The organism is Plantibacter sp. PA-3-X8 (assembly GCF_003856975.1).
GTDB classification, from domain to species: domain Bacteria; phylum Actinomycetota; class Actinomycetes; order Actinomycetales; family Microbacteriaceae; genus Plantibacter; species Plantibacter auratus.
In genome coordinates this window covers 3,342,049-3,355,475 of record NZ_CP033107.1, presented here as the reverse complement: position 1 = coordinate 3,355,475, position 13,427 = coordinate 3,342,049, and the positions used below count along the sequence as shown (strand labels likewise).

Annotated in this window: 11 protein-coding genes; all 11 read left to right on the top strand. The window is 70.6% G+C overall.

Annotated features, from left to right (window positions below):
- Positions 1-4 precede the first annotated feature (4 nt).
- The 11 genes from EAO79_RS15820 to EAO79_RS15770 all read left to right on the top strand — a co-directional run bounded on the left by EAO79_RS15820 (position 5) and on the right by EAO79_RS15770 (position 13,421).
- Entirely contained in the window at positions 5-1,006 is a 1,002-nt protein-coding gene (locus EAO79_RS15820) for a sugar-binding transcriptional regulator (RefSeq protein ID WP_124769558.1), read from the top strand.
- On the top strand, positions 1,003-2,025 hold the full coding sequence (gene deoC, locus EAO79_RS15815) for a deoxyribose-phosphate aldolase (protein WP_071262338.1): 1,023 nt from the start codon (positions 1,003-1,005) through the stop codon (positions 2,023-2,025). Before EAO79_RS15820 ends, deoC begins: the two co-directional genes overlap by 4 nt.
- Before the next feature lie 6 nt (positions 2,026-2,031).
- Complete coding sequence (locus tag EAO79_RS15810) at positions 2,032-3,528, top strand: aldehyde dehydrogenase family protein (RefSeq protein ID WP_124769557.1); 1,497 nt, start codon at positions 2,032-2,034, stop codon at positions 3,526-3,528.
- Positions 3,525-4,385, top strand: a complete 861-nt coding sequence (locus EAO79_RS15805; protein ID WP_124769556.1) for an aldehyde dehydrogenase — start codon at positions 3,525-3,527, stop codon at positions 4,383-4,385. Before EAO79_RS15810 ends, EAO79_RS15805 begins: the two co-directional genes overlap by 4 nt.
- A gap of 90 nt (positions 4,386-4,475) precedes the next feature.
- On the top strand, positions 4,476-6,074 hold the full coding sequence (locus EAO79_RS15800; protein ID WP_124769555.1) for an SDR family oxidoreductase: 1,599 nt from the start codon (positions 4,476-4,478) through the stop codon (positions 6,072-6,074).
- Between the two features lie 9 nt (positions 6,075-6,083).
- Positions 6,084-7,082, top strand: coding sequence for a malate dehydrogenase (locus EAO79_RS15795; RefSeq protein WP_124769554.1), 999 nt, complete (start codon positions 6,084-6,086; stop codon positions 7,080-7,082).
- 79 nt (positions 7,083-7,161) lie between these two features.
- A complete protein-coding gene (locus EAO79_RS15790; protein WP_124769553.1) occupies positions 7,162-7,755 on the top strand; it encodes a DUF4232 domain-containing protein in 594 nt (197 codons plus the stop codon).
- 153 nt (positions 7,756-7,908) lie between these two features.
- Positions 7,909-8,136: a heavy-metal-associated domain-containing protein gene (locus EAO79_RS15785; RefSeq protein WP_124769552.1), complete on the top strand. Its 228-nt coding sequence runs from the start codon at positions 7,909-7,911 to the stop codon at positions 8,134-8,136.
- On the top strand, positions 8,133-10,427 hold the full coding sequence (locus tag EAO79_RS15780) for a cation-translocating P-type ATPase (RefSeq protein ID WP_124769551.1): 2,295 nt from the start codon (positions 8,133-8,135) through the stop codon (positions 10,425-10,427). Before EAO79_RS15785 ends, EAO79_RS15780 begins: the two co-directional genes overlap by 4 nt.
- Positions 10,428-10,502: 75 nt before the next feature.
- Positions 10,503-11,783, top strand: coding sequence for a GAF domain-containing protein (locus tag EAO79_RS15775; protein ID WP_164486957.1), 1,281 nt, complete (start codon positions 10,503-10,505; stop codon positions 11,781-11,783).
- A gap of 114 nt (positions 11,784-11,897) precedes the next feature.
- A complete protein-coding gene (locus EAO79_RS15770; RefSeq protein WP_124769549.1) occupies positions 11,898-13,421 on the top strand; it encodes an aldehyde dehydrogenase family protein in 1,524 nt (507 codons plus the stop codon).
- Positions 13,422-13,427 lie beyond the last annotated feature (6 nt).

The following is a 13,427-nucleotide window of genomic DNA, read 5'->3' as shown; positions in this document are numbered from 1 at the left end:
CGAGGTGATCGAAAGCGACGAGCTGCTCGCGGTGCGCGCCGCGGAGCTGTACTACGACGAGACGAAGACCCAGGACGAGATCGGCGCGCTGCTCGGCATCACGCGGTGGAAGGTCGGTCGGCTCCTCGCCCAAGCCCGCGAACTCGGCTACATCCGCATCGAGATCGTGCACCCGCGCGCACGCCGCCTCCCACTCGAACGGGCGCTCCGCGAGCGCTTCGGACTCGTGGACGCGGTCGTCGTGCCGAGCCCGAGCGACAGTGCCGACCTCCACGAACGCGTCGCTCGCGCGGCGGCCGACTACCTCGGTGCCATGCGACCGGTGCCGCGGACGCTCGGCGTGAGCTGGGGGAGGACGCTGCGCGACATCGCCGACCACCTGTCCGACGGCTGGGCGACGGGACTCTCCGTCGTGCAGATCAACGGCGGCGTGAGCCTCAACCAGCGCGTCGGCACCGCGGCCGCCACGGCTGCACGGATCGCCGAGAAGGGCCGTGGCGACGTCACCCTGCTCCCGAGCCCGGCGATCTTCGAGCGCCTGGAGACGAAGCTGAGCATCGAGTCTGACCGCACCGTCGCGGAGGTGCTCCGCACGGCCGCAGCGGCCGACACCTACCTCTACGGTGCCGGCGTGGCCGGGCCCGACTCCGCCCTCGTCCACAGCGGGTACCTCACGGCCGCGGACGTCGACGTCCTGGTCGCACGCGGTGCCGTCGGGGACGTCGTGGGGCGCTACATCGACGCCGAGGGCATGATCGTCGACCCCACACTCGATGAGCGCACGGTCGGGCTCGGACTCGAAGCGCTCCGACGCGCCGGTCGCAGCATCGCGGTCATCGCCGGAGCGCAGAAGCACGCCGTCGCGAGAGCCGTCGTCAGCAGCGGCCTCTGCACCGTGCTCGTCACCGACGAGGCGACCGCGACCGCACTGCTCGCCGACCACGAACCATCATCCGCCAAGCAGCACACCCCGGAGCAGGATCTGCTCGGAAGGAACGCACCATGACCACTCCACCAGGCGACCTCGTGGCGAAGCCGACGGCGCTCGAACTCGTCGACGGCCCCGTCACCGACGCCAGCCTCAGACGCTACCTCGACGGCCTCGCGGGCGTCGACGCCGTCGGGCTCGAACAGCGCGCAGCGGACCTCGGCACTCGCTCGATCAAGACGACGTCGAAGGCCTGGGCCCTCGACCGCATCATCGAACTCATCGACCTCACCACCCTCGAGGGTGCCGACACCCCCGGGAAGGTGCGCTCCCTCGTGGCCAAGGCCATCACCCCGGACGCCGGCGATCCGTCCACACCGCGCGTCGCCGCGGTCTGCGTCTACGGCGACATGGTGCCGTACGCCGTCGAGGCGCTCGGCGCGGCGCACACGCAGCCTGGTGCGGCACACGACGCCGGCGGGATCAACGTCGCGGCGGTCGCGACGGCCTTCCCGAGCGGACGCGCCTCCCTCGCGGTCAAGCTGGCGGACACGGCCGACGCCGTCGACGCCGGAGCGGACGAGATCGACATGGTGATCGATCGGGGTGCGTTCCTCTCCGGCCGGTACGGCCAGGTCTTCGACGAGATCGTCGCGGTCAAGGAGGCCTGCCGTCGGAGCGACGGCACCTCGGCGCACCTCAAGGTCATCCTCGAGACCGGCGAGCTGAACACCTACGACAACGTGAAGCGCGCCTCCTGGCTCGCCATCCTCGCGGGCGGCGACTTCATCAAGACGTCCACCGGCAAGGTCGCGCCCGCCGCGACCCTCCCGGTGACCCTCCTCATGCTCGAGGTCGTCCGCGACTGGCACCGCCTCACCGGTGAGCAGATCGGTGTGAAGCCCGCCGGCGGCATCCGCTCCTCGAAGGACGCGATCAAGTACCTCGTGACCGTCGCCGAGACGGTCGGCGAGGAGTGGCTCCAGCCGCACCTGTTCCGCTTCGGTGCCTCGAGCCTCCTCAACGACGTGCTCCTGCAGCGTCAGAAACTCACCACCGGCCACTACTCCGGCCCCGACTACGTCACCATCGACTAGGACATCATGAGCTTCCTCGAATACGCACCAGCCCCGGAGTCCACCTCCGTCCTCCACCTCCGTTCCGAGTACGGCCTCTTCATCGACGGCGAGTTCACCGAGGGCACGGGCGGGACCTTCCAGACGATCTCCCCGAGCACCGAGCAGTCGATCGCGACGATCTCCGCGGCGAGTGACGCCGACGTCGATCGCGCCGTCACCGCCGCGCGGCGTGCCTACGACCGCGTGTGGTCGAAGCTGTCGGGCGCCGACCGCGGCAAGTACCTCTTCCGGATCGCGCGCCTCGTCCAGGAGCGCGCCCGCGAGCTCGCCGTGGCGGAGAGCCTCGACAACGGCAAGCCGATCAAGGAGTCCCGCGACGTCGACGTCCCGCTCGTCGCCGCCTGGTTCTTCTACTACGCCGGTTGGGCCGACAAGCTCGACTACGCGGGCCTCGGCGCGAACCCCCGTGCCCTCGGCGTGGCCGGGCAGGTCATCCCGTGGAACTTCCCGCTCCTCATGCTCGCGTGGAAGGTCGCACCGGCGCTCGCCGCCGGCAACACGGTCGTCATCAAGCCGGCCGAGACCACGCCGCTCACGGCACTCATCTTCGCTGAGATCCTCCAGCAGGCCGAGCTGCCGGCCGGTGTCGTGAACATCGTCACGGGTGCCGGAGCGACCGGCGCGGCGATCGTGCGCCACCCCGACGTCAACAAGGTCGCCTTCACCGGGTCGACCGCCGTCGGGCGCGAGATCGCGAAGACCATCGCCGGCAGCGACAAGCGCCTGACGCTCGAGCTCGGTGGCAAGGCCGCGAACATCGTGTTCGACGACGCACCGATCGACCAGGCCATCGAAGGCATCGTCAACGGCATCTTCTTCAACCAGGGTCACGTCTGCTGCGCCGGATCACGGCTCCTCGTCCAGGAGAGCATCCACGACGAGGTCGTCGACCGCTTGAAGAGCCGTCTGCAGACGCTGCGCGTCGGCGACCCGCTCGACAAGAACACGGATGTCGGCGCGATCAACTCGGCCGAGCAGTTGGCCCGCATCCGCGAGCTCTCGGACATCGGCGAGCTCGAAGGCGCCGAACGGTGGAGCCCGGACTGCGAGCTGCCCGAGAACGGGTTCTGGTTCGCGCCGACGATCTTCACGAACGTGTCCACCAGTCACCGGATCGCCCGCGAGGAGATCTTCGGGCCGGTCCTCTCGGTCATGTCCTTCCGGACGCCCGCGGAGGCCATCGCGAAGGCGAACAACACCCCGTACGGACTGTCGGCCGGGATCTGGAGCGACAAGGGCAGCCGGATCCTCGCGGTCGCGGACAAGCTCCGCGCCGGCGTCATCTGGGCGAACACCTTCAACCGGTTCGATCCAGCCAGCCCGTTCGGCGGGTACCAGGAGTCGGGGTACGGCCGCGAGGGTGGTCGCCACGGGCTCGGTGCCTACCTCGCGCCGGCCGGTTCCGCAGTGTCCGCCCCCACCGCAGCTCCCAAGGCTGCCAAGAAGGGAGCCCAGCGATGAGCCGGCTCACCATCCCGAAGACCTACAAGCTCGCCATCGGCGGCAAGTTCCCACGCAGCGAATCCGGAAGGACGTACGAGGTGACGAACGCCAAGGGGGAGTTCCTCGCGAACGCATCGCTCGCCTCGCGGAAGGACGTCCGCGACGCGGTGGTCGCCGCACGATCGGCGCTGGCCGGCTGGTCTGGTGCCACCGCCTACAACCGCGGGCAGGTGCTGTACCGTATCGCCGAGCTGCTCGAGGGTCGGCGGGCGCAGTTCATCGAGGAGATCGTCCAGGCTGAAGGCGTCTCGCAGGCGAAGGCCGCAGCACAGGTCGACGAGGCCATCGACCTCTGGGTCTGGTACGCGGGCTGGGCGGACAAGTACGTCCAGGTGGTCGGGGGAGCGAACCCCGTCTCGGGTCCGTACTTCAACCTCTCGGTTCCGGAGCCGACTGGCGTCGTCGCGCTCATCGCGCCGCAGGACTCGTCGCTCCTCGGATTCGTGAGCGTCGTCGCTCCAGCGCTGGTCGCGGGGAACACGACCGTCGTGATCGCGAGCGAGCGCCTGCCGCTCTCGTCGATCAGCCTCGCCGAGGTGCTCGCCACGAGTGACGTCCCCGGCGGTGTCGTGAACGTGCTGACCGGATCGCCGGCTGAGATGGCTCCGTGGCTCGCATCGCACGCCGACGTCAACGCGATCGACCTCGCCGGCGCCGGCGAGCTCGACTGGATCGAGCTCGAGCTCCTCGCGGCCGAGACGCTCAAGCGGGTGGTCCGCCCGAACGGTTCCCGGGGCTCGGTCCCCGCGAGTCTCGACCGGATCACCGCGTTCACCGAGGTGAAGACCGTCTGGCACACGAAGGCGCTCCTGTAGCGACTCGTGGCACCCGCGTGGTGCTTGCACAGCGGCGCCCGGCTGTACAGCCGGGCGCCGCTGTCGTCGACGGGTCGTAACGTTGCACCCATGACCGAATCATCGACTCCGAAGCGCGTGCTCGTCACGGGTGCCACCGGCTACATCGGCGGGCGGCTCGTGCCGCGGCTGCTGGAGGCCGGATACACGGTCCGGGTGCTCGTGCGCTCGCCGCAGAAGCTCACCGACGTGCCCTGGCGCGATCAGGTGGAGGTCGTCGAGGGTGATCTCGGTGACGCGGCTCAGGTCGCATCGGCCTGCGTGGACGTCGACGTCGTCTACTACCTCGTGCACTCCATGGGTGGCAAGGGCGACTTCGAGCAGACGGAGCTCGACGCCGCGGAGCACGTGGCCGCCGGCGCTGCCGCGGCAGGGGTGTCGCGCATCGTCTACCTCGGTGGCCTGCACCCCGAGGGCGTCGAGCTGTCGAAGCACCTGCGGTCCCGCACCGAGGTCGGGCGGATCCTGCTCGCCTCGGGCGTTCCGACGATCGTCCTGCAGGCCGGCGTGGTCATCGGTTCGGGATCGACCTCCTTCGAGATGATCCGCCATCTGACGGACATCCTGCCGTACATGCCGGCGCCGCGCTGGGTCCGGAACTTCATCCAGCCGATCGCGGTCCGTGACGTCCTGCACTACCTGCTGGCGAGCGCCGAGGTCGACCGCGACGTGAACCGGGCCTTCGACATCGGCGGCCCCGACGTCCTCCGGTACGGACAGATGATGAACGGCTACGCGGTCGAGGCCGGCCTCCCGCAGCGCCCGATCGCGCCGCTCCCGGTCCTCACCCCGTGGTTGGCCTCGCAGTGGGTGAACCTCGTCACCCCGATCCCGCGCCGGCTCGCGTCGCCGATCATCGAGTCGCTGCTCGTCGACTGCGTCATGGGCGACCACGACATCGACGCGGTCATCCCGCCGCCGGAGGGCGGTCTGACGGGGTACCGACGCGCGGTGCGCCTCGCGCTGCAGCGCATGCGCGACGGTGAGGTCGAGACCTCCTGGCGGAACGCGACCGTGGACGGCGCGCCGAGCGACCCGCTGCCGAGCGACCCCGACTGGGCCGGACACACCGTCTACATCGATCTCAAGGAACGGAAGACCTCCGCGGGCGCCGACCGGCTCTTCTCGGTGATCGAGTCCATCGGCGGCGAGAACGGGTGGTACTCCTTCCCGTTGGCGTGGGCGATCCGTGGCTGGATGGACAAGCTCGTCGGTGGTGTCGGGTTGCGACGTGGTCGCGACGATCCGCAGCACCTGAGCGTCGGGGACGCCCTCGACTTCTGGCGCGTGGAGTACCTCGAACGTGGTCGGATGCTTCGCCTGCGCGCCGAGATGCGCGTGCCCGGTCTCGCGTGGCTGGAGATGAGCGCGACCCCGGTCGGCGACGGCTCGGTCTACCGGCAGCGCGCCGTCTTCTTCCCGAAGGGGCTCGGCGGACGCCTCTACTGGTTCGCGATCCTGCCGTTCCACGGGATCATCTTCAACGGGATGGCGAACCGCATCACGGAGGCGGCCGTCGCGCTGCCGTCCGAGTCCTCGGCCCAACGGAAGAGCCGGGTGGGGCCGGTGTCCCCGGAGGAGCACGAGGCGGTCGACTCCGCCGAGGCGGACCTGCAGGCCTCACGACCCACCCCGGAGGCCGCGGAGTAGCGTGGGCGTATGAGCGAACCCACCGTCGTCACCGTCACCGGAGCCGGAGGCCAGATCGGCTACTCCCTGCTCTTCCGCATCGCGTCAGGTCAGCTGCTGGGGCCGGACCGGCCCGTCGTCCTGCGCCTGCTCGAGATCCCGCAGGGTCTCGGAGCGGCCGAGGGGACGGCCTTGGAACTGCAGGACTGCGCGTTCCCGCTCCTGGCCGGGGTGGAGGCGACGACCGAGATGTCGCGCGCCTTCGACGGGGTGGACGTCGCCCTGCTCGTCGGTGCCCGTCCACGTGGTCCGGGCATGGAACGAGCCGACCTCCTCGCGGCCAACGGCGGGATCTTCGCACCGCAGGGCGCGGCGATCGGAGCCGGTGCGGCCGACGACGTGCGCGTCCTGGTGGTCGGCAACCCGGCCAACACGAACGCACTCATCGCGCAGGCGGCCGCCGCCGGGGTGCCGGCCGAACGGTTCACCGCCCTGACCCGACTCGACCACAACCGCGCCGTCGCGCAGTTGGCCGCCAAGACCGGCGCAGCCGTGTCCGAGATCGACGGCGTCGTGATCTGGGGCAATCACTCGGCGACCCAGGTGCCGGACCTCTCCCACGCGACGGTCGATGGTCGTCCGGCCCTCGAACTCGTCGACGAGGAGTGGCTCGCCGACGAGTTCATCCCACGGGTTGCGAAGCGCGGTGCGGAGATCATCGCGGTCCGGGGCTCGTCGTCCGCCGCCTCGGCCGCTGCCGCCGCCATCGATCACGTGCATGACTGGGTGAACGGCACGGCGACCCCGGGCCGGCCGGAGCGCTGGACGTCCGTGGCGCTCCCCTCGGAGGGCTGGTACGGCGTGCCGGAGGGGCTCGTGAGTTCGTTCCCGGCCCGCTCGGTCGACGGACGCTGGGAGGTCGTCGAGGGGCTCGACATCGCGCCCGTCTGGCAGCGGCGTATCGACGCCTCCGTGGCGGAACTCGAGGAGGAGCGTGCTGCGGTGGGTGAGCTCGGTCTCCTCGGCTGAACGCCGCGGAGGGTCTCCGGACGTCGACAGGGGACGTCGGTCCCTGGCGTCGGACTCGCCCGGTCGCTAGCGTGAGCGCATGCGCCGATCCCTCCTCACCATCACACCGCTCGCCGTCGTCCTGCTCCTGGCAGGTTGCGCGGGGTCTCCCGCTCCGTCCCCCTCGGCGATCGCGACGTCGGCGGCTCCGTCACCGACGAGCAGCCCGACGTCAACGGCTGCGGTCGATCCGAACGCGCCGGCGGGCCAGTGCGCGGACAGCGTCCTCCAGGTCACCGTCTCGGGGGCCGATGCAGGTGCGGGCAGCATCTTCTCCAACGTCGTGTTCACGAACACCGGTCGGGAATCGTGTGTCCTCCGCGGGGCTCCGGGGGTCTCGGTCGTCGGAGACGGCGACGGCACCCAGTTGGGCGCCGCAGCGGTCCAGCAGGAGGACGCGGCGCCGGCCGACGTGACGCTTCCAGCGGGAGGTTCGGCGTCGGCGACCCTCACCTCGGTCAACATCGGATCCGACGGCGGGCCGCTCGACGACTGCGAGGCGGTGACCGGCGACGGCTATCGGGTCTACCCGCCGCACTCGTTCACGGCGGTCTTCGTGGCCTCGTCAGCCGTCCCGGCCTGCTCGAACACGGCGGTCGCCTGGATGACGATCGGCCCGGTGCGGGCCGACTGAGCTCGTCCGCGCTCGGCGCCGGGATGCACGCGGTCGAGCGACGGCCGTCCCGGTGTCGATGCCTCATCAGTTCGCCGTCATGTCGCGCCGGGTCGGTTGCAACAGGTACCCCGGGGGGGTATAGTGAAGGCTCCGATCCACTGAGGAGGACGCATGTCCGAAACCACCGCAACCATCACCTACCGGGTCGACGGTATGACCTGCGCGCACTGCGTGTCCGCCGTCACGACCGAGCTCTCCGCGCTCTCCGGCGTCGACGGGGTCGCCGTGGATCTCGAAGCGGGGACGGTCACCGTCTCGGGCGCCTCGTCGGCCGACGAGGCGGCCATCGGTGCCGGCGTCCAGGAGGCCGGCTACACCCTCGTGGGTCGTCGCTCATGAGCGCGCCACTCATCCAGCTCGACCTCGACATCGAGGGCATGACCTGCGCGAGCTGCGTGGCACGCGTCGAGAAGCGGCTGACCGCGCTCGACGGTGTCGAGGCGCAGGTCAACCTCGCGACCGAACGGGCGACGGTGACCGCGCCCTCCACCGTCACCGCTGACGAGCTGGTCGCAGCCGTCGCGAAGGCCGGCTACACGGCGACGGTGCGTCCGCCCGCTGACGAACGCGCCGCGGCGGACCGGGAGCAGACTCCGACGTCGGGACCGACATCCGACCCCTCGGCGACCGTGACGACGCTCCGCACCCGCCTCGTCGTCAGTGCGGTGCTGGCATTGCCTGTCGTGCTGCTCGCGATGATCCCCGCCTGGCAGTTCGACCACTGGCAGTGGCTCTCGCTGACCCTCGCGACGCCGGTCGTCTTCTGGGGTGGGTACCCGTTCCACCGGGCGACGTTCGCGACGCTGCGGCACGGCTCGGTGACGATGGACACCCTCATCACGCTCGGGACGGGGGCTGCCTACCTGTGGTCCGTCTGGGCGCTCTTCTTCGGCATGGCCGGGATGACGGGCATGCGGCACGAGTTCACCTTCTTCGCACCCGACGCCGACCCGTCGAGCGCGCTGTACCTCGAGGTGGCTGCCGGCGTGACCGTCTTCCTGCTCGCCGGCCGTCTCATCGAGCAGCGCTCGAAGCGTGCGGCAGGCGAGGCACTCCGCGACCTCATGACGCTGGGTGCTTCCGAGGTCTCCGTGCTCCGGGACCGTGCGCCGGACCCCACCGACCTCATGGCGCCCACCCGCACCGAGGAACGGATCCCGATCGAGCAGCTGCTCGTCGGAGACCACTTCCTCGTGCGTCCCGGCGAGTCCGTCGCCACCGACGGAATCGTCGTCGAGGGGGCGGCGAGTGTCGACGAGAGTCTCGTGACGGGGGAGTCCGTCCCGGTCGAGCTCACGGCAGGCTCGCGGGTCATCGGTGGCACGATCGCACGCGGCGGCAGTCTCGTCGTGCGGGCGACGGCCGTCGGCGCCGAGACGCAGCTGGCGCGCATGGCTCAGGCGGTCGAGGCGGCGCAGCTCGGGAAGAGCCGGGTCCAACGGCTCGCCGACCGCGTCTCGAGCGTGTTCGTCCCGGTCGTCCTGGTGATCGCCCTCGGCACCGCCATCGTGTGGGCGCTCACCGGCTCGACCATGGAGGCGGCGTTCACCGCCGCGGTCGCCGTCCTCATCATCGCCTGTCCGTGTGCGCTGGGGCTCGCGACACCGGTGGCCCTCCTCGTCGGGACGGGGCGTGGCGCGCAGCTCGGCATCCTCATAGCCGGTCCGGAGGCGCTCGAGCGGGCGAGCGGCATCGACCGCATCGTGCTCGACAAGACGGGGACCGTCACGTCCGGGCGGATGAGTGTCACGGAGGTCTGGGCGTCCGGTGCGACGGATGAGGTGCTCGCCCTCGGCGCGGCGCTCGAAGCGGCCTCCGAGCACCCCATCGCCGAGGCGATCGTCGCCGAAGCGACCCGCCGCGATGCAGCTCGTCCGGTGGTCTCGGACTTCGCGAGCCTCGAGGGGCTCGGCGTCACCGGCACGATCACCGGAGGAACCGTGTTGGCCGGACGTCCCGCCTTCGCGGAGGACCAGGGCTTCCGCATCGGACCGGACGCGGCGAGCGCCCTGACTGCAGCCGCGGAGCGTGCGAGCACCGTGGTGGTCGTCGCCTGGGACGGCGAGGTCCGCGGCGTCGTCGAGGTCGCCGACACCGTGAAGCCGGAGGCCCGCGCCGCCATCGGACGCGCCGTGTCCCTGGGGATGACACCGGTGCTCCTCACCGGCGACAACGCGGCCGTCGCAGCGCGGGTCGCGGGGGAGATCGGGATCACCGAGGTGATCGCGGACGCGAGCCCCTCCGACAAGGTCGCCGCCGTCGAACGGCTCCAGGCGGCCGGTCACCGCGTCGCGATGATCGGCGACGGGGTGAACGACGCCGCGGCGATCGCCACGGCCGATCTCGGCATCGCCATGGGGACGGGTACGGATGCGGCCAAGGGCGCAGCCGACCTCAGCATCGTCTCCGGTTCCCTCGCCACGGCGATCGACGCCGTCCGGCTCTCCCGGCGGACGCTCGGGATCATCCGCGGCAATCTCTTCTGGGCGTTCGCGTACAATGTGGCGGCGATCCCGCTCGCTGCGCTCGGCCTCCTCAACCCGATGATCGCGGGTGCGGCGATGGCGTTCTCCAGCGTGTTCGTCGTGCTCAACAGCCTGCGCCTCCGCCGGTTCCGTCCGGCCGCCTGAGGTTACCCGTCGACCGGTGGGCTGCGGCGGATACACTGTCCGCAGAACCGGTCGACGTGGATGGGTGGTGGTGAGGTGTCCAGTCCGTGGCTGGCGGCCCCGGCGCGTGCCGAAGCGCAGCGCGGACTCGTCCGACGGCTCGTCCGCGAGTCGTGGGAACGGTCGATGGGCCGTCACCTCGACCCGGACAACCTCATGCCGGAGCTCGCCTTCGACGAGGACGAGTTGCGCGACCACCGGCTCGGGCACCCGCTCGCCGGCGTCCTCCCGGTGATCACCAAGCTGCTGGTCAACGACGCGGACGACGACTCCGGCATGCTCGTCGCGGTGGGCGACGCCATGGGCAGACTGCTCTGGGTGGACGGCGACCGTCATCTGCGGCGACGGGCGGAGGGCATGCTCTTCGTCGAGGGTGCCGGGTGGTCGGAGCGGGAGGTGGGAACGAGCGCCCCGGGCACCGCGCTCGAACTCGACCACGGCATCCAGATCCACGCGGCCGAGCACTTCAACCGCCTCGTGCACCCGTGGAGCTGCACGGCGGTCCCGGTGCACGATCCCGAGACCCGGCAGATCATCGGCGTGATCGACATCACCGGTGGCCCGCAGGCGGTCGCCTCGCATGCGCTGCCGCTCATGGAGGCGACCGCCGCCGCCGTCGAGTCCGAGATCATGGTGCAGCGGCTGCGCGCGGTCACCGACCGCCGGTTCGCCGGTCGCCCACGAACGGACACAGCCCGCCGGACGACCACGGTGCGGCCCGGCCTGCAGGTGCTCGGCCGTGACACCGGCCTGCTGGTCGGACACGGGGCGAGTCGCCCGACCGAGCTCAGCCGACGGCACGCCGAGATCCTGACCCTGCTGGCCTGGCACCACCAGGGCCTGAGCGCCGACGCGCTCGCCGGGCTGCTCTACGACGCGGACGAGGCGTCGGTCACCCTCCGGGCGGAGCTCGTCCGGCTGCGGAAGGTGCTCGGCGGGACCGCGCCGACACTCGTGCCGGCCTCGCGGCCGTACCGGCTCACCACCCCGCTCCAGCTCGACGCCCACCAGGTGCTGTCCCTCCTCGACCGCGGCGCCCACCGCGCTGCGCTGGCCGCGTACCCGGGTCCGCTCCTGCCCGACTCCACCGCCCCCGGTGTCGTCGACCTCCGCGACCGGGTCGCGACGCGCCTCCGCGAGGCGATGCTGACCGACGCCTCGGCGGACCTGCTGCACGACTACATCCGGACCGCGGCCGCGCCCGACGACGTCGAGATCCTGCACGCCTGCCTCCGACTGCTGCCGCCGCGGTCACCGAAGCGCGCCGGCCTCGTCGCCCGCATCGAGGCGATCGACGCCGAGCTCTCGGCGTCCTGACGGCCGATCCGGGCCGCGGTCCTCGGCGCAACCTCCTGCAACCTCGGGCCGACTAGCGTCGTCGGCACGCACCTGAGCGGTGCGCCACCGACAACGTCGTCGACAAGGAGTGACATGACCGTCTACGCCAACCCGGGTACCGAAGGTGCCGTGTTCAGCTACGCCCCCCGCTACGACCACTTCATCGGGGGCGAGTACGTCCCGCCCGCGAACGGGCAGTACTTCGAGAACCAGACCCCGGTCACCGGAGCCGTGTTCACCGAGATCGCCCGAGGCACCGCGGCCGACGTGGACCGAGCGGTCGAGGCGGGATGGAAGGCGTTCCCCGCCTGGTCGAAGACGAGCGTCGCCGAGCGCGCGGTGATCCTCAACCGCATCGCCGACCGCATGGAGGAGCACCTCGAGGAGATCGCCGTCGCCGAGAGCTGGGAGAACGGCAAGCCGGTCCGCGAGACCCTGGCCGCCGACATCCCCTTGGCGATCGACCACTTCCGCTATTTCGCGGGGGCGATCCGCGCTCAGGAGGGCGGCATCTCGGAACTCGACCACGACACGGTCGCCTACCACTTCCACGAACCGCTCGGCGTCGTCGGGCAGATCATCCCCTGGAACTTCCCGATCCTCATGGCGGTGTGGAAACTCGCACCGGCGCTCGCCGCAGGCAACTGCGTCGTGCTGAAGCCGGCCGAGCAGACACCGGCGTCGATCCACGTCATCGTCGACCTCGTGAAGGACCTGCTGCCGGCCGGCGTGCTCAACGTCGTCAACGGCTTCGGCATCGAGGCCGGCGCCCCGCTGGCCTCCCACCCGCGGATCCGGAAGATCGCGTTCACCGGTGAGACCACGACCGGTCGCCTGATCATGCAGTACGCGAGCGAGAACCTCATCCCGGTGACGCTGGAGCTCGGCGGCAAGAGCCCGAACGTGTTCTTCGAGGACGTGGCGCGCGAGCACGACCAGTACTACGAGAAGGCGCAGGAGGGCTTCAGCATGTTCGCCCTGAACCAGGGCGAGGTCTGCACCTGCCCGAGTCGGGCGCTCGTCCAGCGCTCCATCTACGACGGCTTCGTGGGCGACGCGCTGACCCGCATCGGCACGATCAAGCAGGGCAACCCGCTCGACACGGACACGATGATCGGTGCCCAGGCGTCGAACGACCAGCTCGAGAAGATCCTCTCCTACATGGACATCGGCAAGCAGGGCGGCGCGAAGCTGCTCATCGGCGGCGAGCGAGCCGACCTCGGCGGTGAGTTGAGCGGCGGGTTCTACGTCCAGCCGACCGTCTTCGAGGGGACGAACGACATGCGGATCTTCCAGGAGGAGATCTTCGGGCCCGTGCTCGCACTCACGAGCTTCGCTGACTACGACGAGGCGATCTCCATCGCGAACGACACCCTCTACGGCCTCGGCGCCGGTGTGTGGAGCCGTGAGGCGACGACGCTGTACCGGGCCGGGCGGGCGATCGAGGCGGGACGCGTCTGGTCGAACACCTACCACCAGTACCCGGCGCACGCGGCGTTCGGCGGGTACAAGCAGTCGGGGATCGGCCGGGAGAACCACAAGATGATGCTCGACCACTACCAGCAGACGAAGAACCTGCTCGTGAGCTACGCGGAGGGGCCGATGGGCTTCTTCTGATCCACA